This is a genomic window from Streptomyces sp. R-74717, from assembly GCF_047305335.1.
GTDB lineage: Bacteria > Actinomycetota > Actinomycetes > Streptomycetales > Streptomycetaceae > Streptomyces > Streptomyces atratus.
The window spans coordinates 868,693-892,829 of sequence record NZ_CP102361.1 but is presented as its reverse complement, the minus strand read 5'-3'; the positions used below and the strand labels follow the sequence as shown (position 1 = coordinate 892,829).

The 24,137-nt window shown below is 69.2% G+C and carries 18 protein-coding genes and 1 pseudogene; 7 read left to right on the top strand and 12 right to left on the bottom strand.

The window, feature by feature from the left end; all coding sequences use genetic code 11:
• Positions 1 to 316: 316 nt before the first annotated feature.
• The 9 genes and pseudogenes from NRF20_RS04145 to NRF20_RS04105 form a co-directional block, all read right to left on the bottom strand.
• Positions 317 to 2,509 carry a BTAD domain-containing putative transcriptional regulator gene (locus NRF20_RS04145; RefSeq protein ID WP_413752024.1) on the bottom strand — a complete coding sequence of 731 codons (2,193 nt, stop codon included), beginning with the start codon at positions 2,507 to 2,509 and terminating at the stop codon, positions 317 to 319.
• A 605-nt stretch (positions 2,510 to 3,114) separates the two neighbouring features.
• Entirely contained in the window at positions 3,115 to 3,807 is a 693-nt protein-coding gene (locus NRF20_RS04140) for a sensor histidine kinase (protein WP_413752023.1), read from the bottom strand.
• A 7-nt stretch (positions 3,808 to 3,814) separates the two neighbouring features.
• A complete protein-coding gene (locus tag NRF20_RS04135; RefSeq protein WP_413754705.1) occupies positions 3,815 to 3,940 on the bottom strand; it encodes a hypothetical protein in 126 nt (41 codons plus the stop codon).
• A gap of 422 nt (positions 3,941 to 4,362) precedes the next feature.
• Positions 4,363 to 5,049 carry an SDR family oxidoreductase gene (locus NRF20_RS04130; RefSeq protein WP_398632061.1) on the bottom strand — a complete coding sequence of 229 codons (687 nt, stop codon included), beginning with the start codon at positions 5,047 to 5,049 and terminating at the stop codon, positions 4,363 to 4,365.
• A 655-nt stretch (positions 5,050 to 5,704) separates the two neighbouring features.
• Entirely contained in the window at positions 5,705 to 6,004 is a 300-nt protein-coding gene (locus NRF20_RS04125; protein WP_398632060.1) for a molybdopterin-dependent oxidoreductase, read from the bottom strand.
• Between the two features lie 234 nt (positions 6,005 to 6,238).
• On the bottom strand, positions 6,239 to 6,625 hold the full coding sequence (locus NRF20_RS04120) for an NAD-binding protein (RefSeq protein ID WP_413754522.1): 387 nt from the start codon (positions 6,623 to 6,625) through the stop codon (positions 6,239 to 6,241).
• Positions 6,623 to 7,102: pseudogene (locus NRF20_RS04115) on the bottom strand (NAD(P)-binding domain-containing protein); the annotation flags it as partial. The gene NRF20_RS04120 and the pseudogene NRF20_RS04115, both read right to left, overlap by 3 nt.
• A 181-nt stretch (positions 7,103 to 7,283) precedes the next feature.
• Entirely contained in the window at positions 7,284 to 8,330 is a 1,047-nt protein-coding gene (locus NRF20_RS04110; RefSeq protein WP_413752022.1) for a beta-propeller fold lactonase family protein, read from the bottom strand.
• A gap of 84 nt (positions 8,331 to 8,414) precedes the next feature.
• Entirely contained in the window at positions 8,415 to 9,716 is a 1,302-nt protein-coding gene (locus tag NRF20_RS04105) for a Dyp-type peroxidase (RefSeq protein ID WP_398632058.1), read from the bottom strand.
• Between the two features lie 494 nt (positions 9,717 to 10,210).
• On the opposite strand from NRF20_RS04105, the gene NRF20_RS04100 reads away from it, so the two are divergent.
• The 3 genes from NRF20_RS04100 to NRF20_RS04090 all read left to right on the top strand — a co-directional run bounded on the left by NRF20_RS04100 (position 10,211) and on the right by NRF20_RS04090 (position 13,012).
• The gene (locus NRF20_RS04100) at positions 10,211 to 10,645 is read left to right on the top strand and encodes an alpha-ketoglutarate-dependent dioxygenase AlkB (RefSeq protein WP_413754521.1); all 435 of its coding nucleotides are present in this window, start codon (positions 10,211 to 10,213) and stop codon (positions 10,643 to 10,645) included.
• Between the two features lie 374 nt (positions 10,646 to 11,019).
• A complete protein-coding gene (locus NRF20_RS04095) occupies positions 11,020 to 11,787 on the top strand; it encodes an SDR family NAD(P)-dependent oxidoreductase (RefSeq protein WP_413752021.1) in 768 nt (255 codons plus the stop codon).
• A gap of 277 nt (positions 11,788 to 12,064) precedes the next feature.
• Positions 12,065 to 13,012, top strand: a complete 948-nt coding sequence (locus NRF20_RS04090) for an NAD(P)-dependent oxidoreductase (protein ID WP_398632056.1) — start codon at positions 12,065 to 12,067, stop codon at positions 13,010 to 13,012.
• Here the strand turns inward: NRF20_RS04090 and NRF20_RS04085 are convergent.
• Both NRF20_RS04085 and NRF20_RS04080 read right to left on the bottom strand, forming a co-directional pair.
• Positions 12,998 to 13,123, bottom strand: a complete 126-nt coding sequence (locus NRF20_RS04085) for a hypothetical protein (protein WP_413752020.1) — start codon at positions 13,121 to 13,123, stop codon at positions 12,998 to 13,000. The genes NRF20_RS04090 and NRF20_RS04085 overlap by 15 nt on opposite strands.
• Positions 13,124 to 13,136: 13 nt before the next feature.
• The gene (locus NRF20_RS04080) at positions 13,137 to 13,541 is read right to left on the bottom strand and encodes a hypothetical protein (protein ID WP_413752019.1); all 405 of its coding nucleotides are present in this window, start codon (positions 13,539 to 13,541) and stop codon (positions 13,137 to 13,139) included.
• A gap of 472 nt (positions 13,542 to 14,013) precedes the next feature.
• Here NRF20_RS04080 and NRF20_RS04075 point away from each other — a divergent pair, with 472 nt between their 5' ends.
• The 3 genes from NRF20_RS04075 to NRF20_RS04065 all read left to right on the top strand — a co-directional run bounded on the left by NRF20_RS04075 (position 14,014) and on the right by NRF20_RS04065 (position 21,309).
• The gene (locus NRF20_RS04075; protein WP_398632053.1) at positions 14,014 to 14,577 is read left to right on the top strand and encodes a hypothetical protein; all 564 of its coding nucleotides are present in this window, start codon (positions 14,014 to 14,016) and stop codon (positions 14,575 to 14,577) included.
• Between the two features lie 95 nt (positions 14,578 to 14,672).
• Positions 14,673 to 19,265 carry an HAD-IC family P-type ATPase gene (locus NRF20_RS04070; protein ID WP_413752018.1) on the top strand — a complete coding sequence of 1,531 codons (4,593 nt, stop codon included), beginning with the start codon at positions 14,673 to 14,675 and terminating at the stop codon, positions 19,263 to 19,265.
• Positions 19,266 to 19,527: 262 nt separating this feature from the next.
• Positions 19,528 to 21,309 (top strand): FUSC family protein, encoded by a 1,782-nt coding sequence (locus NRF20_RS04065; protein WP_398632051.1) that lies wholly within the window; start codon positions 19,528 to 19,530, stop codon positions 21,307 to 21,309.
• Between the two features lie 35 nt (positions 21,310 to 21,344).
• On the opposite strand, the gene NRF20_RS04060 is transcribed toward NRF20_RS04065, so the two are convergent.
• Positions 21,345 to 22,946, bottom strand: a complete 1,602-nt coding sequence (locus tag NRF20_RS04060; protein WP_413752017.1) for a molybdopterin-dependent oxidoreductase — start codon at positions 22,944 to 22,946, stop codon at positions 21,345 to 21,347.
• A 507-nt stretch (positions 22,947 to 23,453) separates the two neighbouring features.
• Here NRF20_RS04060 and NRF20_RS04055 point away from each other — a divergent pair.
• Positions 23,454 to 24,089: a DUF1345 domain-containing protein gene (locus NRF20_RS04055; protein WP_266355066.1), complete on the top strand. Its 636-nt coding sequence runs from the start codon at positions 23,454 to 23,456 to the stop codon at positions 24,087 to 24,089.
• The last annotated feature ends 48 nt before the right edge of the window (positions 24,090 to 24,137 follow it).

The window sequence follows — 24,137 nt, the reverse complement described above, 5'->3', positions numbered from 1 at the left end:
GCCGGTCAACCCTCGTGTTTAGCATCTGACCTGCGCCTTTTAGTGATCGGGAGGGTTTTGAATCACATCCTTAGCGCAAATTTAGGGAAGCCATAGAGCCAAATAAGCGCACGTCCGCCTTGTATTTGAACGGTAGATTGAATCGCGTCCGGGCGCGGCGTTCCTGCGGAGCCCGTCGAGGTTCGCGGGGGAGTTTTACGGGACCGCCCCAGAGGCTGTCAGCAGGACAGGCGTGACGTGATGCGCGCCGATATCGGGCGGGCAAAAGGGAATCGGTGCCCACGGCCGAACCGCCGCGCTGCCACCCGAGGAGGAATCACTTCCGGGCCAGCACCGTCGAACTGCTCGCCAGGCGACAGGAAATGGTCCGCAGGCCGATTTCGGCCGCCTGCCGGCCCGCCGCCTCCACCTGGGCGCGCTCCTGCTGATACCAGGCGAACGGGTCCGCCAGCAGACGGTCGATCAGGCTTCGCGGCATCGCATGGCATCGGATGGGCTCATCCGATACGGGCGGGTCCCCGTTGCCGCTGCGGCGCTGCGCTTCTCCAATGAGATACGCCAAGGTGTCGAGAACGCGCCGTAACGCCGCCCGCTGCTCCTCCGGCGGCTCCTCCGCCGCCAGGCGCTCCAGAGCGAAGGCCCGTACGAAGGCGGGGAAGCGGTACCGGACGGCTCTGGACGCCTGGTCCACCACTGCGTCGAGCAGGTAGGACTCGGTGAGCTCGTCCAGCAGGTCCTGGGCGCGGTGCGGTTCGCATTCGAGGAGGGGGGCGCCGACCCAGGGGGCGAAGTCGGGTATCTCCAACTGGGCGAGGCGGCGCAGAGCCCGCCGGGCCTCCGGACTGAGCGCCCCGTAAGCCGGGGTCATGCACGTGCGGACCGTCTGTTCCACGTGGCGCAGTTCGTCCGGGCGGCGGGCCACGTCGGCGCATCCGTCCACCGCCTCGGCCTGGGCGACGGCGTCCGCCACGGCCCGGTGCGGCCGGGCGGCCAGGCGTGCGGCGGCCGCGCGCAGCACGAGCGGCAGATCGTCGCAGGCACGGCAGAGCTCCTCGACGGCCAGCGGTTCGGCGGCGACCCGCCGCCGTCCGATGATCTTCATCAGCATTTCCACGGAGCTTTCCCGCCGGAATCTGGAGAGCTCGATACGGGTGTCCGCGGACAGCCCGGTGAAGCGCCGCCACGAGGTGATCAGCACCCGCGATCCGGACGACCCGGGGAGCAGCGGGGTGACCTGGCACTCGGACGCCGCGCCGTCCAGCACGACGAGGACCCGGCGCTCCGCCAGCAGGTCACGGTACATCTCGGCGCGTTCCTCGACGCTGCTCGGGACGGCTTCGTCGCTCACCCCGAGCGCGCGCAGGAAGCGCCGGAGCACCTCGGCGGCGCTCGTCGGGTGGTTCGGGGCGCCGGACAGTTTCGCGAAGAGCTGCCCGTCGGGGTAGTCCGGAGCGAGCCGATGGGCGACATGTACGGCCAGGGTCGTCTTGCCGGAGCCACCGCGTCCGGTGATCACGGTGACGGGGACGACGGTTCGGGGTGCGTCGGTGTGGGTGGGGGTGGCCAGAATGCGCTGGATCGCTCGCGTGCGGCCGGTGAAGTCGGCGATATCGGCGGGCAGCAGCCGCGGAATCTTGTGCGCCGGAAACGCAGCAGGCGCCGGCACCGCCGGAAGGGCCGGGACCGCAGGGCCGCTGCAGGGTCCGCCCGGCGCGGCGGCGGGCGCCGTCACCTTGATGAAGGGCTGGACCCGGGGCGGCGTGCCCCACTCCTCTTCCCCCGCCAGGATCATGCGGTGAAGTCGCTGCAGTTCTGCGCCGGGCTCGATGCCGAGCCTCTCGACGAGGGCCGCACGCGCCTGGCGGTAGGCGTCCAGGGCCTCGGCCTGGCGTCCCGCGCGGTGGAGCGCGGTCATCAGGAGCACCCTCAGGCGTTCCCGGAGGGGGTGGGCGGCGACCAGAGCGCCGAGTTCACTTACGGCGCGGTGGTGATTGCCCAGCCGTAGTTCGAGTTCAAGACATTGTTCCTGTACGGCGAGGCGCCGCTCGTCGAGTTGGACGGCGTTCGCCCGCACCGGCTTGCTGCTGATATCGGTCAGGGCGTGACCCTGCCACAGCCCTAACGCCGCCCGTAACTCCTTTACTGCTTGTTGGGGTTGATGGGCGGTAGCGGCCCTTCGGCCTGCGGCAACCCGTTCCTCGAAGGCGTGGAGGTCGAGTTGCCCCTCGGTCATCCGTAAGAGGTAGCCGGGCGAGCGGGTCACGATGGGGCCGGGGTGGGGCCCCGCGGGGAGCATGCGCCGCAGCGCGCAGATGCCGATCTGCACCTGGGTGCGGCTCGTCGCCGGTGGCTTCCGTTCCCATATGGCCTCCACCAGGCGGTCATTGGAGACGACACGTCCCGATTCGAGGAGCAGCATCGCCAGAACCGTGCGCTGACGCTGCCCGCTGACATCTATGTGCCTGCCGTCGTCCACGACTTCGAGCGGCCCAAGAATCCTGAACTGCATGGGCCCCCTTCGAGGCAGTGACGGCTCGTAGAGGGCGATGGTGACCGGCCTGAGGCACAGGCCCGCCGACCTCCACCGCGCCTGGCGTGTTCGAATACTGGTGCAGGGTGTACGAAAAGCGGATACAGGATGTGCATTCGAATGATTGCATGATCGAAAGGGGCCAGTCAACGACTCACTGCCCTGGCCGCGTCCGTCAACTTCTTTTCTACTCAGGTGCGTTGTGAGGCACCCGCTATCCATGAGTTCTGGAAAAAGAACGTCTGAAATTCCATGTTTGAAGTGCGGGTGCCCCAGTTTTCTCCGGGCGTGATTCCCCGGGAGTGCTCTCGCTGTCAGCAGGCGATATGTTCCGTATGTCTGCTGAGTCGCCACTCCGGGGCGCCGCCCCGGTGAGTCGTTCGGTAATCTGCCTGGCTCCCTTGACATACGGCTGGTGCGTCGGCGGGCCACGGCGGTCGTCGTCGTAGTGGATGGTCAGTGGCATCGGCCTCCGCCGTGGAGGAGGTAGTTGTGCCCGGTCGTGAGGAGGTAACGGATCGCACCCGCGGACAGGGCAGGGCCGAGCCCAGCGCTGCCCCCGCTGTTGGGTGCCGCGAAAGACCTCAGGAGTCCTCGGGCTCCGGGGCGATCGGCAGACACACCTGGAAGCGGGTGTCGCCGGGGCGCGAAGAGACGCGGATGTCCCCATGATGCTTGTTGACGACGATGCGGTAGGAGATGTCAAGCCCCAGCCCAGTGCCCTCACCGACCGGCTTGGTGGTGAAGAACGGCTCGAAGATCCGGGGCCTGATCTCAGCCGGAATGCCTGTGCCCGTGTCGGCCACCTCCACGAGCAGCCGCGCGTCCTCCCGCCACGTCCGAATCGTCAGCGTGCCACCGTCAGGCATGGCATCGACGGCGTTGACGATCAGGTTGGTCCACACCTGGTTGAGTTCGGCTCCGAAAGCCGGAATCGGCGGCAGCCCAGGGGCGTACTCCTTGACCACCCGGACACCGGAGGGGATCTTCGCCTGCAGCATCGTCAGCGTGGCGTCGAGCAATGTGTGCACATCCACGGTCTGCTGCGGCGCCCGGTCCAGCTGCGCGTACTGCTTGGCGGCACCGACCAGCCCGGAGATGCGGGTCACGGCATCTTCGATCTCGCCCATCAGAAGTTCCGCATCGATGGTGTACGCCAGCCAGCGCACCGTGGGGCCGAGGTTGTCCACACCGATGGTGTCGGCGGCCGAGGTCAGCCACGGTACGTCGATATCCGCGGCGACCAGTGTCGGCGCCAGTTCCCATGCTTCTGTCACCCCGTGTTCATCGAGCCAGTCGCCGACGGCATCCTCGGCGTCCGCGGTCGCCGTACTGGCGCCGGATGTCGCGGGCGACCGCCCGGGAGACCGCCGGGTCGTCGTCGACAGCCAGGATCGTCGGGTTCGCCATGGCTCCATCATTCCCGCAAAGATGCGGAAACGACGGGTGAAGATACGGTCGGGGGCTCCGGCAGCGCGGAGAGCAGCTCCACGGCCGCTGCCCCGGCCGAGGCCTTCCTCCGGGGTTGATCACCGTGGTTGCCGGGCGGACAGGGGCTACCAAGGTGCCGACGGCACGGCGTGAGTCGTCCACCGTGGCCGTCGCCAGCACCTCTCGGTCCGCCGGCGGGCGGTGAACGTCGCGCAAGCGCGGCTTCGCGCGCTCGGAGAACAGGCCTCAACCCGAGGTTGGAAAGGGCTCGGTGTTCTCACCCCCGGTCGGCCTGACAGCCCACGACCGGTCGAGGCCGGATGCGCCGGGGCGCGGTGGGTGCTGTCGTCGAGCGGTCGGACTTGTGGTGCCCGTACGGCCGGTGCGGGTACCCCGATGCGTCAGGTCACGCGCAGTCCGCCGTCGACGAACAGGTCGATGGCGTTGACGCCGGTGTTGCGGAGGACGAATTCGGTGGCATCGACGACCTCCGCAGTTGTCACGAGGCGTCCGATAGGGGTACGCGCCAGGTGGGGGTGCTCGGGTGCGTCGCGCCACTTCGGGCTGTCTCCCACCACGCCCGGGTGGATCGCATTGATGCGGTGGGGTGCGATTTCCACGGCCAGGGTTTTCACCAGACCGGTGATGCCACCGTTGAAGGCGGTCACCATGGTGGAACCGGGGTACGGGCGTTCCTTGGCCAGGCCACCGAAGAGCACGACCGACGCTCCGGGGGTGAACCGGTCACGCAGGGCTCGTACGGTCTCGGTGTAGCCCACCAGTTTGGTGGTCACGCTCTCGATGGCTGCGGCGATATCGAAGTCAGCGAGAGAGTTGACGCCCTGTTTGATGGCGGTGATCACCAGGTTGTCGACCTCGCGCACTTCGCCGAGCGCGGCGGCGATCGTCTCCGGCCGCGACAGGTCGACGGCCAGGCCTCGGGTGACGCCGCCGATTTCGCCGGCCACGGTGTCGGCGTGAGCCTTGGTGCGGCTGGTGATGATGACAGTGTCGCCGCGGTCGGCGAATCGCTGGGCTACAGCGCGGCCCAGTCCGCTGCTTCCTCCGACGGTGATCGAAGTGGTCACGATCCAGTGGTCCTTTCTGGCTGACAGGTAGCTGACAAGGAAATCCGTAGAAGCGGGACTCAGCGGTGGCGCACTTGGACCGGTGCACTCCGGTGGCATACGGACTCAGAACCCCCAGCCGCGTCGCCCACCGATTCGTAGCCGGTCGAGTCATTCTGCCGCGCTGCGGCGGACGGGCGGATCACGCTCGCCGTAGCCGTCCGCGAATGGCCGCAGCCGGAGGCTGCCAACAGCGCAGACAGCACCCTGACGGAGGCTTACCCAGGTCCCGGTTGTGCCCGCCCGCCCAGGTCCACCTGCCGCTCCTCCATGCCGAGTTGCACCTCAGTCCCCCGTCGTGGCACACCATCTGCGCCGGTTTCTGCAGAGGGGAACCCTTTCGCAGGCGACGGCGACGGTGAGGGGGGAGGACGACTGCCGGGGCGGGACCGTTCGTGCGACGAGACCCACCTTGCCGCCCACCGGCAGGCGGCCGGAGCGGCGGCCTGTCACGGGATCTTCAGGCACGTCCCCCATGGTGGGCCATCGGCGTCCGTGCTGATCGGACGCGTGGCTGCGCCGATCGGTCTCGGCCCGGGCCGTGTACAGGCCGGGCTCGGCATGTGGCCTTGTGCTGCTCGACGGTCTTCAGCTTCTCGGACACCGGAGCGTCCAGTCAGGGGTGGCATGTGCCGAGATGGAGGCACCGAAGGGCTGAAGTAAGTCGGCGTCCTGTGACACGTCGGAGCCGGTAAAGGCGATGTGGGCTGCTTCCGCCTGCAGTCCGGCCTCGGCCCACATCTGCCAGACGCACCCCGTCCCAGGACGCGGTGGAGGTGGCTCGGGGGCCCTTGGGGACCTGGCCCGGTATGTCGCGGAACTCCATGAGGCCGGCGCGGCGGTTGCCTGCACACTGCAGCGTCGCCACCAAATGGCGCTCGGGCCGGCCGTGGCCAAGCTCATCGAGTACGGCCATACCCGGTCATTGGCCGCAGGAGCCCTGCTGATGGCTGCAGGAGCGGCCAGGCCGGCCTGTCCGTAGTGCGCTGCAGGAACGCTGCAGCCGACATCCGACAGGAACGGCTGTGCGTCGCTGGCCGGACCGGTGGACCACTGGCAGCAGGCGTCGTACTGACCGTCGCGCTCACTGCCGCCCTGCTGCTCTGGTGACCCTGGGCGGCCGGGACCGGAATGACGGCCCGCATACGGACTACGACGGCGGCTTCCTCAAGTAGTCGACGGCGGCGAGGTCGTCGTTGTCGTGGCCGGCTGCGACGGTCGCTTCCAGGCGGTCTCGGACGGCCTGCAGCAGAGGGCTGGGGGTGGCGGCTGCCGCGGCCAGTTCGATGTCCTTCAGGGCGAGTTGCACCGCGAATCCGGGCGCGTACGAGGCGTCGTCCATGGCGCCTACCTTCTGCAACTCGTACGGCATGGCGAGCGGGCCCGCCTCAAGCACCCGGACGAACGTCGTGTGGTCGACGCCGAGTGCGTCGCACAGCGCAAGGACGTCGCTCATGGCGACCGTCGAGGCAGCCATCCACGCGTTGACCACAAGCTTGACAGCGCTGCCCTCGCCCCCCGTTCCGACGTGGAGCACGGTCGAGCCGAGATCGTCGAGCAGGGGACGCGCCCGCGCAAGGACGCCCTCGGGGCCGGCTGCCAACCAGACAATTTTGCCCTGCCGAGCGGGAGCGGTGCTTCCCGAGACCGGTGCGTCGAGGTACGCAACACCGTGATCACGGGCCAGACCGGCCAGCACGCCGGCGTACCGTGGCCCTACCGTGCTCGCCTGCACCCAGACGGCATCGTTGTCGAGCCGACCGATGGCATCCGACATGACCTCCGCGACCGCATCGCCGTCACGGAGCACAGTGATGACGACGGACGCGCCGGAGACCGCATCGCCCACCGCCCTCACTGCCGTGACCCCGCCTGCGTGCTCCGCCACCGCACGGGCCCTCTACTTTGTACGGTTCCAGAGCCGTACCTCGTGGCCGGTATCTCCGAGACGCATCGCCATCGCGGCGCCGAGTGCGCCTGCTCCCAGAACAGCGACGGTGGAAGTGTGAGACATGGAAGACCCCTCTTCTGTTCCCCTTGTCCATGTTCCGCCGGCAACCCGATTCCTTCCTGGCAAGGAAACCTCCGGCGGTGTGCAGCGCAGCGCGCCCATCGCCTGCTCCAGCCAGGCATTCCGGTCCCAGGCGCCGGCATCCTGGACACCGACGCGCATGGTCCGGTGGCGTGTCGCGGGCTCAGCTCACCGCCACGCCGTAGGGGCCGGCGCCGAGGGTGACAGTCGCGACGACCTTGTGGGAATTCGGGTCGATGACCTCGAGGGTGCCCGCTCCCTGGTTCGTGACGTAGATCGCCTCGCTGGTGACCTCCAGGTTGAACGGGTCGGTGCCGGGAGGGCCCAGGGCAATGGTCGCCGAGACACGGTGGCTGCCGGTGTCGATCACGGATACGTTGCCCGGGCCGAGATCGGCGGAGTAGGCGAAGCGGCCGTCGGGCCCGACGGCCACGTCAAAGGGGCCCTCGCCGACGGACACGGTGCTCACCTTGCCGGTACGGGTTCCGACGGCAAGGACGTGCGCTGCCACCTCGTCGGCGACGTAGGCCGACTTGCCGTCCGGGGTGATGGCGACGCCCACCGGGGAGCGCCCTGCGGGGAGGTTCCGGTCGACCCGGCGTGTGCGGGTGTTGATGACCGACAGACTGCCGGACCCGGAATTCGCCACGTAGGCCGAAGCGCCGTCAGGACTGAACGCCACGTTCACCGGAGACTTGCCGACCGGGATGGTCGCGGCCACCCGGTTGGTTCGGGTGTCGATCAACGAGACGGTGTTCGAACTGCCGTTGGTGACGTAGAGGGAGTTGCCATCGGGGCTGAGGCCGACACCGGTGGGGCTCTTTCCGACCGGCACGGCTGCGACGATTTTGTTGTTCCGGGTGTCGAGGACCGAGACCCGGGCCGAGCCGCTGTTGGCGATGTACACGTGCTTGCCGTCCTTGGCGACCGCGACGCCTTCGGGCGCCACGCCGGCCGGCACGGTCGCGATGACCTTGTAGGTGCCGGCGTCGATCACCGAGAGCGTGTCGTCCTGCTGGTTCGTGACATACACGCGGCCACTGGTACCGGCGTGGACGGGCGCGACCGGCACGGCGGAGTCCTTGCGGACCGAGGTGGCGGGCGTGCAGGAGATCAACAGGATCCCGATGCCGGCCGCGAGTGCCGGCCGGAGCGTCCTGCCGGGTCGCCGGCGGCCGTTGCCGACTCGGGGCCGCAGGGCAGAGAACATCTCGCCTCCTGTGCGCATTGCGATGATTCGGTCCGGGGCCGAGCGGGGCGGCGTCTGGCCGACGCCGTCCGGGGCGGAGAAGGATCAGGTCAGGAGCCCGCGGGCGTAGTAGTCCTTCTCGTCCCGAACTCCGGGAAGTGCGAAGAAGTAACCCCCGCCCCGTGGGCTGATGAACGGCACCAGTGCTTCGTCTTCCAGCCGGGTCTGCATGGCGACATAGGTGTTCAGCTCTTGCTGGAAGCAGACGAATGCGTGCCCCATGTCGAGTTCCGGTGGGTTGGGGCTGCGGTCGTAGTCGTAACTGCGACGCAGGATGGTGCTGGTCGCCGCCGTCTGCGGAGTCTGGGGATTGGCGAGGCGGATGTGAGAATTCAGCGGGGTGATCAGACCTTGAGGGTCGTTGGTATAGATGGGGTCGAGGAGATCCGTGGCGTTCTCATCCACGGCGTACATGGGGGCGCCACTCGCCTTGCGGCGGCCGAAGATCCGCTCCTGTTGCGCAACGGGCACCTTCTGCCAGGCCTCGATAAAGAAGTGCACGATACGCACCACGTGGTACGTGCCACCCGCGGCCCAGGCCGGTTCGGCGCTCTTCGGCTGGACCCAGACCACCTGATTCATCTGGGCGTCGTCGGTGACGGTCGGGTTGGAGATGCCGTCCTTGAAGCCGAACCAGTCACGCCGGACACCGACGGGACGCTCCGGATTACGCTGGCCGTCGATGCGCCAGCGCAGCTTCATCGCGGACTTGGTGTGGGTCAGGATGTCGAGCAGCGCGTGCACGGTTGTGTCGCGGTGATCAGCGCAGATCTGGATCAGCAGGTCGCCCTGGCTCAGCGCGGGGTCCAGGTCGTCGTGGCGGAAGGCCGTCATCGTGACGAGCTGGACCGGCTTGCGCGTGCTCAATCCATAGCGGTCGTCGAAGAGGGACGCGCCCACTCCGACCGTGAGGGTGAGACCATCCGCCACGAACGCGGGTCCCATGATGCCGTTGTCCGATGGCGTTGCGGTCGGGGGGACCTCCGGTGGCCTGCCGCCCGCCGTGAGGAAGCGGGCCCGCGCGGTCAGCGTGCGGAACAGATCGGTGAGCTCCGCGCGGTTGGAAGCGGTCACGTCGAACGAGACGAAAATCCCGTCCTGTTGAGGCGCAGTGGCAATGCCTGCCTGGTAATGGCCGTGAAAGGGAACCGTGCGGGATTTCGGTTGCGCCTTGCTGTCGACCATCGTGTCGGCGAGCGCCTCACCGCTGCCCAAGGCTGTGCCGCCCGCCGCTCCGGCCACGCCCGCGGCGGCGCCGTACAGAAACGACCGCCGGGCAAACGCACTCGCCGGGCACCCTTCGCCGCTCCACCCGTCCTTCAGGTTCGCGGATGTCTCGTCAGTCATGGTTCCTCTCAGGCAAGGAGCCAGGTGGAAAACCGTACGGCGCTGCCGCCATCGGATTCCGTGAACCGGCCCCGGCTCAAACGGCGCGCGACCGCATGCGGCAGCCCGACCGGCGTCTGGAATGCCGCCAGTTACACGACTGTTTCGCAAAACGTAATATATTGGATGCTCGGACTCGCGCCACTTGGGTGCGCAGTGCTGACCGGACTTCGGCGATGGCTGTCTTTCGGGGTGGGTGCACCGGGCGGCTGCGGCGCCGCAGGCCCGGCCTCCGGCGAAGGCGGTGCCTATGACTCGTAGCGACGCGTCGGTGTATTGGTCGCCGTCGGCAGTGCGGTCGCGGCGAACAGGTTGCGGATGCCGGCACTGGCGAACATCCACCATCGCCACGCCACCGTGCGGGTGGACGGCGACCGGGCGACGTCCGCAGATCGGGGGTGGCTCTGTCGCGCGAACGGGCCAAGGACGTTCCCTGGAAGGCCGAGCGACGGCAGATGTACGAGCGGGTCGTGGACGTCCCGCGCCTGCTTGCCTTCTATCGCACCGGCGAACCGCTGCCGCACCCCGTCCTGGACGAGGCGCGGCAGGCGCTCTCCGCGCACTACGCCGCCGAGCTCGGCGAACCCTTCACGACGGCGGGACTGTGCCACTACCGCGACGGGCGCGACAGCGTGGCCTGGCACGGCGACCGCATCGGCCGGGGGGCCCGTGAGGACACGAGGGTCGCCATCCTCTCCGTGGGAACGCCCCGCGACCTGCTGCTGTGCCCGCGCCGCGGCGGCGATGTCGTCCGGCGGCCACTCGGGCACGGCGACCTGATCGTGATGGGCGGTTCCTGCCGGCGGACCTGGGAGCACGCCATCCCCAAGACCGCTCGGGCTGCGGGAGGACGCATCAGTATCCAGTTCCGGCCCCACGGGGTGCAGTGACTCCTCACCTCGCAGGATGGACGCCTCTGCGCGCTTGGACACAGCCAGCAAAACCCAGCGCTCTGCCTGGCGAGGCCCACACCTGGCTGCGGCAGTAGGACCTGTCCGTCGTCGCCGACCTGGTAGCCGCGGCGGGCGCGCCACGCGGGCCGGACTTTGCTCCGAGTGGCGCCGGTGCCCAGGCCGGGGCGATTCTGGTGCTGACGGCCCGGTGGTCAACGAGCACGCCCTCACCGTGACGAGGACGGTCATGGCAGTCCTCCACTGCGTATGCACGGTGAAGAAGTCATCTGCCGCCGTGAGTTCCGGGACTCATACGCCGTGTTACCCGCATTCGGTATGACTGCGGGATTCCCGTGGAGGGGAGAAGATCGATGAGCGGAAAGCTGACAGGCAGGAAGGCACTGGTCACCGGCGGCGCACGAGGGATCGGTGCGGCTGTGGCCCGCAGGCTGGCCGCTGACGGAGCCGACGTGGCGATCAACTACCGGAGCAGCGGCGACGCGGCCGAGGCGCTCGCCGCCGAAATCACCGCCGACGGCCGCCGCGTGGTGGCGATCAAGGCGGACATCAGCGATCCGGACGAGATCCGTCGGCTGGTCGATCAGACCGCCGAAGCTCTGGGTGGAATCGACATTCTCGTCAGCAACGCCGGAATTGAGTACTTCGGCAAGCTGGACGATGTCACCCCCGCCGACTTCGACTGTGTCTTTGCCATCAACACACGAGCCCAGTTCTTCGCCGTACAGAACGCGGTACGGCATATGGGCGAAGGAGGGCGGATCGTACTGACGTCATCGCAGAGTGCCCACAAGGCGGTTTTCTACCACGCCCTTTATGCGTCGAGTAAGGCCGCCGTCGAATGCATCGCGCTCAACCTCAGCCCCGAACTCGGCCGGCGTGGCATCACGATCAATGCCATCGCGCCGGGTGGAACCGTCACCGACATGTCCGCTCACGCGGCTTCCTACTACGTCCATCCCGATGTCGACACCGATTTCGACACCCTCATTCGCACTGCCAGTTCGCTCGGGCGGATGGCCCAGCCCTCCGAAATCGCTGCGGTGGTCTCGTTCCTGGTGTCGGACGACGCCTCGTTCATCACCGGCCGGACCATCCAGGCCGACGGCGGCTGGCTCTGACCCAAGAAGGGCAGGGGCGCGCGATGGAGCATCAGGTGGTTGGGGGCCGTCACGGCGTCCTGCCGGGCCTTCTCGCACCACCCCGGCCGTCACCCGCACATGAACGAGGCGCTGAGCGCAGTAGTTGGCCGGAGAAGCATTGGATCGTCACCGTGTCCGGCAGGGCGGGGGCGCTCGTGCAAGCGCATGCTGAGGCCGTCGCCTGTCGGTTGTAGCCGCCGTCCGGCCGGGGCCCGCAGGGCCCACTTGAGCCGACTTCCAGGATTGAGACAGAGAAATGACGTATGTCGCCCGGGACCACCCGCGTATCGGCTGGATCGGTGCAGGCCGTATGGGCTTCCAACTCGCCGCCCGGCTGCTGGACGCGGGGCACGACGTAGCCGTCTGCAACAGGACCCGATCCAAGGCCGAACCGCTGGCGGAACAGGGAGCGACGATCGTGGACCGGCCGGTCGATCTGGCCGACCGGGATGTCGTCTTCACCATGGTCTCCGCCTCGTCTGACCTGGAGGCGGTCACCACGGGCCCCGGCGGCGTGCTGACCTCGCCGGACACCGCGCCCGGAGTGCTGATCGACAGCTCGACGGTCTCGACCCGGACGTCCGCGCTGATCCGGGGCGAATCCGCCAACCGTGGGACCGAATTCCTGGCCGCCCCGGTGAGTGGGAGCCCGAAGGCGGTCGCCGCAGGGAAGCTGACGGTCGCGGTCTCCGGATCGCGCGAGGTGTTCGGCCGGGTCGAGCCGTTGCTGGCACTCCTCGGGCGCGGGGTGACCTACGTCGGCAAGGACGAAGTCGCCCGTCTCGTCAAGATCGCGCACAACGTCTTTCTGGGTGTCGTCACCCAGTCGCTCGCCGAGATCACCGTCCTCGCAGAGAAGGGCGGTGTCAGTCGTGCCGCCTTCCTGGAATTCCTCAACGACTCCGTGATGGGTTCGGACTACACCCGCTACAAGTCGCCCGCGCTGGTCAACCTGGACTTCACGCCGACGTTCACCATGCCGCTGCTGCGAAAGGACCTCGACCTGGGATTGTCCGAGGCCCGCGAGCTGGAGGTCCCGATGCCGCTCGCCGCCGCCACCGCTCAGCTTGTCGCGGCTGCCATAGGCGCGGGGCACGTCGAGGAGGATTTCGCCACCTTGATTCTCGAACAGGCCAGGAACTCCGGCATTACGCTGTACCCCCAGAACGTGGCCGTGGACGACGGTCTGTCACCGCAGGCATGACCTGCCGACCGACACCACCGGTGCGGCCCGTCGGCCCCGGCCGACGGGCCGCTGCGCGACGGCGATGACGACGAGAAGTGCGGTGTTCGGCTGATTCTCGAGTCTGGTCATGGTCTCCCCATACTCACGCTGGGTTCCTGTGTCCGAGCACGGTGGACCCGCCCGCTGACAGTGGGCCGGGACGAGCCTCACACCGCCCCGGGCCGGCCTCCGTGTCACCACACAGCGGCTCTCGCGCAGCCTGGCTCGGGATGGCGGCGGGTGTGCCGCTGAGGAGTGCTTGCCGGGTGAACCGGACGGCGTACGGCAGGGCGGCCCGGGTGAGTGCGTTCGCGCCGGAGGCGTGGGCCGCGGCTCCGATGACGGGCTCCACGCATGCTGCGGCGCGCCGGAGGGCAGCAGGAGTCCACAACCGGCTCGTGTACCGCAGGGCTGGGCGGAGCAGGCCGGTGGCGGGCAGGTCCGGGAGGGCCAGGGTCAGGGTCCGGTCTTCGGTGCCGGAGCGCGGCCAGGTCAGTTCGATGCGCATGAAGCGGCCTCCACTGGAGGTAGGGCGCCTGATGTCGGCCGGCCGGTCAGGCAGAGTGCAGTGTTTTGGCGGGTCATTCAACGAGCGCAGGGGCCGCGGTCAGGCGGCGACGTAGTCGGTGGGCGAACGTTCGGGAAGCAGGCTCTGGCCTGGGACGGGCGCTCATGCCCTCATCGCCTCGCGGCCCAGGGCACACGCGGGTGTCGGTCGGCGATCCGCTGTCCGGACCGGGCAGTTGGTTCTTCTCGGAATTGCCGCAGCCGGGAAAGCCCTTGGCGCTGAGGCGTCCACCGCCTGTTACCTCATATGGCGGTAAGCGGATATGTCCAGGCTTGCCGGAGTTGCGCGATCTTGTCAAGGTTACTGAAACGTGAGTGGCGTCACGGTCACGTGCCGTCCGTCACCCCTGCCCCATGGAGAGAGAGCGACCATGACTGACAGTTCCCATGCGTCTGACTCAGGGGACACAAAGGTGCAGCATCGCGTCCAGGAGACACTGGCGCACCCCGTGCAGAGGGTGACGACAGCAGTGGAGAGGGTCCCCGGGGCGGATCGGGTCAAAGGGATCGTCAACGGTGTTCTGGACTCCGTCGGGATCGTCTCGCCGCATGCACGGCGTGTCGCGGCGTACACCGGTGCCGGACTGCTCGGCGTAGCCGGTGTGGTCGAGTGGCCCGTGGCCATGGCGGGCGCCGCGGTGGTGTGGCTCACACAGCCGCGTCCGACGGACGTCGCGGCGGCCCCCGCCGCCGGCGAGGCCCGCACCGAAGGGTTGCCGGCGAAGCAGGGCGCCAGGTCGGCCAAGGCGCGGACCACCGCGAGGCCGGCGAAGACCCGCTCGGCCAAAGCATCGACCACCTCGAAAACGGCAAAGAAACGTCCGGCCAAGTCATCGACCGCCTCCGGTGCGGCGAAGACCCGCCCGGCAAAGGCGTCGACCGCCTCCGGGGCGGCGAAGGCCCGCGCGTCCAAGCGCGCAGCCAAGAGCGCCACGGGCACCTCGCGTGCCAAGGCACGTGGGCGGAAGAAGCCCTGAGGTCGCCTCCCATCCGCCGTTACGACCGTTCCGTGCCCGGCACCTGCTACGACCGTTCCGCCCGGCCGCGTGCGGCAAGCCCGCGAAGGTGAGACATGCTGCTCCGCTTCCTGACCGGGCTGCCCGCCGTGGCCCTCCAGAACGCCTTGGCCGTGCCGGTCGAGGCCACCCGCCGGATCGCCCCGCCGACCGTAGATGCGGCGCGGTTGGCCGCTGAGCTTGTGAACGCCGGCGCACGCGGCGCGGTGGACGGGGCGGCGGCGGTGTCGGCGACCGCGCTGCGGGTCGGCAGGGTCGCCCGCAACGCCATGACTCCTCAGGTCGGTTACTGGCGCGCCGGAACCCGGATGCACCTCGCACTGGAGCACCACCCGGACGCACCCGTTCGAACCGTTGAACGACTCGAGGCCGCCGCCCGAAAGGTGGCCGTCGAGCTGGCCGAGCACCCTGACGTGCTGATCGCCTACTGGGACGGCGGCCTGGGGCGGCTGGTCGTGCAGACCACCGACGACGCGGTCAGCGAGCGGGTGGTGGACCAGGTGTCCGAACTGGCCGCCGAACACGGGCTGGTGCACGTCGGCGATCAGACGCTGGAACACGTGCACCCGGGCGCCGCCGGGGGCGTACGCGCCAACGCTGTCGCCCTGGCGTGCGACGCAGCGGGCATCGGCGTCGCATTCGCCGCACGGGCAGCCTTTGTGAAGCGCGCACCGGAGGCCATGGTGGCCGCGGTCGTCATGATGCGTGAGGACTCGCGGGTACGCGTGGTGCTGAGCCGTGCACTGGGCCCGGACGCAGCCGATCTGGTGCTGGCCGCGGCCCACGCGGCCATCTGCGGGATCGGGCAGTCGCCGAGTCCGCTGCTGCTCGACGCGGCACTGCGGGCCGCCCAGTTGGTGGAGTCGCTGGCTCAGCTCGCGACGTTCGACGCCGTACACGACACGCTGTGCGCCCCGGACCGGCTGACGGTAGCCAACACCGACGTCCTACGTCCGCCGCTGCGTCCGTGCCCGGGCGAGGAATATGCCGCCGCCGCGGTCAACGGGATGCTGGGCGGCGCCGCCACCACGCTCCTGTTCACCCGCAGCCTGGACGAGGCGGCCGAGACCGTACTGGCCGGTTCGCCCAAGGCCGCACGCTACGGCCCGGCGGCCTTCACCGCGGCTCTCGGCAGTGCCCTGGCGCGCGAGGACGTGCTGGTCCGCGACCCCGAGCGGTTGCGTCAACTGGAGCTCGTGGACACCGTGGTCCTGCATCCCGAAGCACTGCGCAGCACTCGGCGCACGGTGCTCGAGGTCCACCCCAGCGCGACCGACTGGGATCACCACCGGTTGTGGCAGGAAGCCACCGCGGCCCTGAGCGCGCCCGAGGACGAGGCAACGCCGTCCGAGGAGTCGTGCATCGGCCTTCGCTCAGTGCCCGATGAGACGGCGCCGGACGCGGGACTGTTGATCGCGTCGGATCGCGGAATGGACGTCGGCACCGTCCTGGTCGGCTGGGAGGTCGACCCCATGGCCGAAGCCGCGCTGAACGCAGCGCGCCGAGCCGGTCTGCACGTCGTGGTGGTGGACGACTACTCGCTCGGCGAGTTCGGGACCCTGGCCGACCAACTCGTCCCTGCCGAGATCCCGTTGGCCGAGGTGGTGGCTGCCCTGCAGAACGAGGGCCGAACGGTCCTCACGGTGGCGCGCGTCCCGCACGACCGGGCGGCTACCGAACGGGAGTTGACTGCCGCCGCCCACGACGTACTCGACGGACTGCTCCGCAGCGACATCGCCGTCGCAGTCACCGACGAGCGCAGCGCCATTGTCTGGGGCGCCGATCTGCTGCCCCTGCGCGGATTGGAGGGCGTGTGGCGGCTGCTGTCCGCCGTACCCGCAGCGCGGGCGGTCAGCAGGAGTGCCAAGTTCTGCGCCGAGGCGGGCGCCACGCTCTCCGAGCTCCTGGTACTCACCCAGGGGGCTCGGTCGCAGCGGGTACCCTTCCCCCTCGAAGTGCGGCTCAGCCCCGTCACTGTCGCCACTGCCGCGGCCCTGGTGATGGGCTGGTGCGCCGCACTCGGTGTAGCCGCAGGTACGACCCCCCATCCCAGGCCGCGGGTGCCCTGGCACGCCCTGCAGCCCGAGCAGGTCATGGTCCGGCTGGCGAAGGCGTCACGCGCCGCGCCCACCGCCCTGACGGTGGTACGGACCCGGGTCGGCCACATCGCGGGCACCGCTGCCACGCACCCGGCCTTCGCGCCTGCACGGGTGAGCGCACGTCTGGCCGGCGCCGTGTGGGCCGAACTGGACGACCCGTTCACCCCGGTCCTGGTGGTCGGTGCCACGGCGCAGGCACTGCTGGGGTCCGCGGTGGACGCATTCCTGGTCATCGCCGCCGTGGCGGTGAACGCCCTGGTCGGCGGGGTACAGCGATTGCGCGCGGAGCAGGCGCTGTCCGCACTGGTGACCGGGCAGCGGCGAACCGCCCGGCGACTCGCTCACCCGTCAGCAGAGGAGGCATCCGTCGTCGAGGCCGTGCGCCTGAAGCCCGGCGAGGTGATCGAGCTGCGCACCAACGATGTGGTGCCGGCCGACGCGCGGCTGCTGGAGGTCAGTGGCTTCGAGGTGGACGAGTCCTCGCTGACGGGCGAGTCACTGCCCACCCGCAAACAAGTGGCCGCCGTACCGCAGGCGTCCGTCGCCGACCGCAGTTGCATGGTGTTCGAAGGCACCACGGTGGTGGCCGGCCACGCCCGGGCAGTGGTGGTGGGCACGGGTGACCAGACCGAAGCCGGCCGCGCGGCGTCCCTCGCCGCCCGGGTCCCCACCTCGGCGGGGGTTCAGGCACGACTGCACCGGCTGACCCGCCGGGTGCTGCCCCTCACCCTCGTCGGGGGCGCCGCGGTGGCCGGCCTGTCCATGCTGCGCGGCCGCCCGGTGCGCACAGCCCTCCGGGGCGGACTGGCAGTCGCAGTGGCCGCCGTGCCCGAGGGCATGCCTCTCGTGGCGACCGTCGCGCAGATGGCCGCGGCACGGCGGCTGAGCAAGCTCGGCGTCCTGGTACGCACGCCACGCAGCCTGGAAGCGCTCGGACGCGTGGACACCATCTGCTTCGACAAGACCGGGACCCTCACCGAGAACCGGTTGCGGGTCGTCCGCCTGATCGCCGGCACAGGCGTCGAGCACCCGGCCGACGCCGTCGAGGCGGAACACATCCTGCGCATTGCCGCCAGGGCCTGCCCCCGCGTTGCCGAGCAGCCGGGCGTCCACGCCCATGCCACCGACGAGGCGGTCCTGGCAGTAGCCCCGCCCGAGGCAGGGTGGACCACCGTGCGGGCCCAGCCCTTCGAGGCGAGCCGGGGCTACGCCGCCGCCGCCGGAAGGGACGCCGACGGCGCGAACATGCTGGTCGTCAAGGGCGCGCCGGAAGTCGTGCTGCCCTGCTGCCCGGAAACGGATCCGGCAGCCGTCGAAGAGGCACACTCCCTCGCCGGCCAGGGCCTGCGGCTCCTGGCCGTCGCCCAGCGCCGTCTCGCGACGGACGACCAGGCGACGGAGGCACTGGACAAGCCCCTCGAACTGCTGGAGCTCATCGGGTTCGTGGCACTCGCCGACACCCCCCGCGCCAGCTCCGCACCGCTCGTGGCCGGTCTCGGAGAGGTCGGCGTACGACCCGTCATGCTCACCGGCGACCACCCACAGACCGCCCGCTCCGTGGCAGTCGCCCTGGGCTGGCCCCCTGATGTCACGGTCGTCACCGGTAACGAGTTGGCTTCACTGGACAGGGCGGGACGGGCCCGCCTGCTCCGGGACTGCGGCGTCGTGGCCCGCGTCGCACCCGAGCAGAAGCTCCAGGTCGTCGAGGCACTCCGGGAGGCGGGTTGCGTCGTCGGCATGGTCGGCGACGGCGCCAACGACGCCGCCGCCATCCGCGCTGCCGATGTCGGGGTCGGTATCGCCGCGCGCGGATCGGCAGCCGCACGCAATGCCGCGGACCTCGTGATCACCAACGACGAACTGTCGGTTCTCATCGACGCCATCGGCGAAGGCCGAGCCCTTTGGCGCAGCGTGGCCGACGCGATCAGCATCCTGCTCGGTGGGAACGCCGGCGAGGTCGGCTTCTCCGTACTGGGCACACTGCTGTCCGGCACGTCGCCGCTGTCGACACGTCAGCTGCTGCTGGTCAACCTGCTCACCGACATGTTCCCGGCGATGGCGGTCGCGGTTACCCCTCAAGACCCGGAACCCGCCGGTGAGCCCACCGCAACCGATACCGTACCCGTGGGCCTCGCCGTCCTCGGGCTACCGCTGACACGCCAGATCCGCCATCGTGGCCTGATCACCGGTATCGGTGCGGCCATCGCATGGCTCATCGGCACCCTCACTCCTGGCTCGGCACGACGCACCAGCACCATGGCCCTGTGCGGTGTGGTCGGAGCCCAGCTCACGCAGACCGTCGTCGGACGCCGCCACAGCACGCTGGTCCTGACCACAGTCCTCGGCACCGCCGCCGTTCTCATCGCCCTGGTCCAGACACCCGTCGTCAGCCACTTCTTCGGGTGCACACCGCTGGGCCCACTGGCCTGGACCGGAGTGGCAGTCGCCGTCGGCACCGCCTCCCTCGGACCCCACGTACTGCCACAGGCCGAACAGCTGCTGGCCGACCTCACGTCACGACTGCGTCCCATGGTCCGGCTCGTCCGTTGACACCCTGTACGACCGGTAGCTGTTGCCGTTGATCGAGACGAGTTCGCAGTGGTGCCGGAGTTGGTTGAGGACCTCGTCGCCGAAGACCTGGCTGCCGGCCGTCGGGGGACTGCGGTCGGCACCGGTCTCAACGCCCCCGAGGGCTCCAGGGTCTGTTGCCGGTGTGCCCTGGCTCGGCCACCAGCGTGCCACCGGTGCAGAACCTTCGGCACACCAGTGGATTCAGTCATCGATGACTCGCCGGACAGCAGAAGCAGGTGATATGTACCGTTTGCATATTTCGCTCCCTGCGGTGATCGGGAGCGGTCGGCGGCGTACGGCAGCCCATGTGCGGCGGGCGCTCTCCCCGCGTGGCGCGCTCGCCCTGCAGAGCGTGGACGGTGCCCTGTCCTTCGCTCTGCGTGCCGCGCTTGCCATGGCGCTGCCTGCGCTGCCAATGGCATTGGCCGGGCGGGCCGATCAGGCTGTCTACGCCATGCTGGGCTCCTTCACCACCACGTTCGGTCGCAACCTGCCCTACGCGCGTCGTGCCCGCGTCCTCGCGTTGGTCGCGGCGGCCATGACAGCGTGTGTGGGCTGTGGTTCGGCTCTCGCCGCGTGGGCCCATCCACGGGACGGGGGAGCAGGCGCCGCCGTGGTGGTCGCGGCCATGGCCATGGTGGCCGGTGTTGCGAAGCTCGCCTGTGACGCGGCACGTCTGAGCGGGCTGGGCGCGGTGCTGCTGCTCTTCTCCTTCGCCGTGGCGGCCAACGGTTCGCCGGCCCCCGCCGACATGCTCCCCCAGACCGCCCTGGCCGCATCGGGTGCGGCCGTTGCCTGGGTCCTGGCCGTGTCGGGCTGGTTCGTGCACCCGGATCGCCCGCAGCGTCTCGCCGTGGCCGCAGCGCTGCGCGAGCTCGCAGAGCTGTTGGAGGCAACCGGCGCAGGGGACGGAAGCGGTCTCGTTCGCCACCGGGCGACCGCTGCTGTTCTACAGGCGTATCGGACTCTCGGCGTCATGCCTCCGACAGCCGCGGAGTGGGGCGGCCGGGGCGGCACGTGCGTGCGCCTGACCGACCTCTCCTGGTCGCTGTTGATCGGTTCCGCCCGCCGGCCACCGGATGAACCCACCGGCCTGGCACGGCACCTGCGCCGCCAGGCTCGCCTGCTCCTGAGCCGGCGCCAGCGGGTTCCGCAGTTGCTGCCCGAGCTGTCGCTCCTGTCCGTGGTCGCCCAGGCCGGCACGGTCTCCGTGGCCGGCCCCGAACCGTTTCCGGCCGATCCCGCCACCCGGCGCGCTGCCGAACTGCGCGCCTCGGAACTGGTGACGGGGCAGGGCCACGGCGGCCCCGGTCACGCGTCGGTCCTGCTCGTTCCCGCCCTGCGGATGGTCCTCGGCACCGGGCTGGCGGGAGGGACGGCCCTCCTGCTGGGCCTCGGACACAACTACTGGGCAGCGATCTCCGCCGCCGCGGTGCTGCACTCGATCAACGTCCGTACGGCGGCACAGCGGGCCGTGCAGCGCACCTTGGGCACGGTCGCCGGACTGATGCTCGCTCTCGGCGTGCTGGCCGCGCGCCCCGAACCCGTGGTGCTCGTCCTCGTGATCGTTCTTCTGGAGTTCCTGCTGGAGTACGTCGTGGCCCGCAACTACGGTCTCGGCGTCGTCTTCCTCACGCCGCTGGCGCTGCTGCTGACAGACCTGGCCGCTCCCTCACCCGCCGGAGCCCTCGTTCAGGACCGGGCGCTGAGCAGCGTTCTCGGGATCGCCATCGCGTTGGGCCGTGCGGTTGTGGTGGTCCATGACCATGCCGCGGTCCGAGCGGAGCGCGCACTTGCCGCGTGCACGGAGGCGTCCGACCGTGCGGAGCATGCGCTGGACGACTGCTCGGTGCCGTCGTTCCCGATCGTCCAGACGAACCTGGCGGCAGCCGTGGTGGAGTTGCGTGAGGCCGACGACGCCGCGGCGGGCGAGCTCTGGCCGGCGGAGATCGACCCCACCGAACTTGCCGCCGCGGAGCAGCGTGCCTACCTTCTCCTGGAACGGCTCGTCCGGTGGCGGTGATGCTGCGCGGAACTCCGCCTGTGAGCGCTCCTTGCTCAGGCGGCGGGCCCGATGGTGACCTTGACGTGCTTCATGATCGGCTGGTCGCTCTGGGCGCTGTAGTCGCTGAGCGCACACAGCACGTTCATCTCGGGCATGTAGCCGGCTGCGCAGCCGCGGGGGATGTCGTAGGGGATGGCGAGGTAGCCGTTGAGGGACCGCTGACTGCCGTCCTTCGCGGTGCTCGTGATGTCGACGGGGCCGAGGTCTGCGATAGCGCGTTCGCGCATGTCGGCCCGGTTGGCGAGGCGGTCCAGGAACTCGTCCGTGGGGCGGTGATCGATGCCGCAGGTGCGATTGCCCTGGACGTTGCTGTGCCCTCGCACGGGGGAGGGGCCTGCCCCTTCCCGCCCCAGATTGCCGCGGAGCAGAAGCAGGTTGACGATCTCCCGGACGGTGTCGACGCCGTGTTCGTGCTGGGTGAGGCCCAGGCACCAGCTGACGATGCTGCGGTCGGCCTCGCCGTACACGCGCGCCGCTTTGAGAATCTCGGCGCGGCTCAATCCGGACTGGTTCTCGATCTCCTCCCACGGCGTGGCCTCGCACAGTGCGCGGTATTCCTCGAAGCCGGCGGTATGGCGGTCGATGAACTCCCGGTCCAGAGCCTTGGGGTCGGTTGCGGACTGCTCCAGGATCGCCTTGGCCATGCCCCGCAGAAGAGCCATGTCGCCGCCGATGCGCGGCTGCAGGTTCAGGGTGCTGGTCCGGGTCGTCTTGAAGAGGGCCATGTCCATGAAGTCGTGGGGGACGATGGTGCGTGTGGCGGCCGCTTCGACCAGCGGATTGATGTGCACGATCTGGGCGCCGCGGTGGTAAGCCTCGGCGAGGGCGGTGAGCATCCGGGGCGCGTTGGAGGCGGCATTGACTCCCAGGATGAACAGCGCGTCGGCGGTCTCCCAGTCCTTGAGGTCGACGGTCCCCTTGCTGGTGCCCAGGGACGCCTGGAGAGCGCGACCGCTGGCCTCGTGACACATGTTGGAGCAGTCCGGCAGGTTGTTCGTGCCCAGTTCACGGGCCATCAACTGGTAGAGGAAGGTGGCCTCGTTGCCGAGACGGCCGGAGGTGTAGAACGATGCCTGATTTGGGTTGTCCAGTCCGCGCAGGGCACGGCCGGTCACCTCGAACGCGTCCTTCCAGCTGATCGGCACGTAGTGGTCCGAATCGGCGTCGTAGACCATCGGTTCGGTCAACCGGCCCTGGTTCTCGAGGTCGTAGTCGCTCCACCCGGACAGCTCGGTCACCGAGTGGGCGGCGAAGAACTCGCGTCCGACCCGCTTGCGGGTCATCTCCCAGGTGACGTGCTTGATTCCGTTCTCGCAGATGTCCAGGTGCAGCCCCTTGGTGTCGTCCGGCCACGCGCATCCGGGGCAGTCGAACCCGGTGTTCTCATGGTTCATCCGCATGATTGCCCGAGGGCCGTTCACCAGCGCGCCCTCGCGCACCAGGAAACGGCTCACGCTCTTGGCTGCGCCCCAGCCTGCAGCAGGGTGGTGGTAGGGGTGAAACTCCGGATCCCCCTCGGGGGCGGACCCCACTCCGGGCTCCAGGGGTTCCTGCTCGTCATTATGGGCGATCAAGACTCTCAACCCTTCCACCATTCGGGCTGCAACGTGACAAAGTGGCACTTCCGGGCAGACTATGCCTGTTGATCAATGCACGCCATCCGGCTCTCGCGGCCGCTGCCGCACCTGTGGCGGAGCGCGTTGTTCCGCACGCCTGAATCCCGGTCCGGTGAGGCGTGGTGCGGCCTGGGGGGATCCTCCGCAGAGATGCGTCGCCGTGCTGTCGGGCTGCACCCTGGTTCACACGCGGATACTCTGACGCTGTCCTATTTATTTGCTTTGCGCCTCATTGTTCGACGGGAGTCGCATGGTTGTGGCCCAGCCCGTCGTCACAGCCGCCCTCGACGACGGCTGTGTTCCTGGTGGCCATGGTCGCCCCCGGCGGTGAGGCCACCGTGTGGGAGGGGCTCCAGGGACTGGCTCCGACCTCGCTCGGTGGCGTTCCGTTCCCCCGACGACTGCCGGTGCTGAGTCTGCCCGCCGAGTCGCGCGACCGGCCTGAGACCCTTCACCGAGCTATCGAGGCGGTCGCACTTGAGGCCCATGAACCACTGGTTGGCGCTTTCCGCCGTTCCTCGACTGGCCGGCTCGGCGGTCGTCGGAGCGGTGACCGGCGCGGTCGTCGGTGTACTGACCAACACACCGCTTGGAATTCTCGCCGGAATCGCCGCGGCGGAGACGATCTTCGTCGTGGCAGGGTGGATGGTCCTGTGGCCCATGGACGCCGCCACCACCCATCGCAACGTCCGACGCGAGGAGTTCCGGCCCGTCACCGAGGAACTCGTCGTCGTTGCGGCCGCCCTGTGCGGACTGGTTGGCATCGTGGCGCTGCTTCTGGTCGGCGACTCGGAGCTGAGCCACGCCGCGGCCGCGACGGCACTCTGTGGCGTGTTCATGGCCTGGGCGGCACTCCACCTGATGTACGCCGCCCGCTACGCGTTCCTTTACTACCTGACACCCGAAGGCGGGATCGACTTCAATTCCAACGACCCGCCGCGGTACAGCGACTTCCTCTACTTCAGTTACAACCTCGGAATGACCTATCAGGTATCCGACACCGACGTCTCCAGTTCCACGATTCGCGCGGTCGCCCTCCGGCACTGCCTGCTGTCCTATGTCTTCGGCGCCAGCATCCTGGCCACCACCATCAACCTTGTCGCCGGAATCGTCACGCACTGATGTGAGGGCGGTCCCGTACGGTCATGCCGGGACCTCGTCCCCGATCCG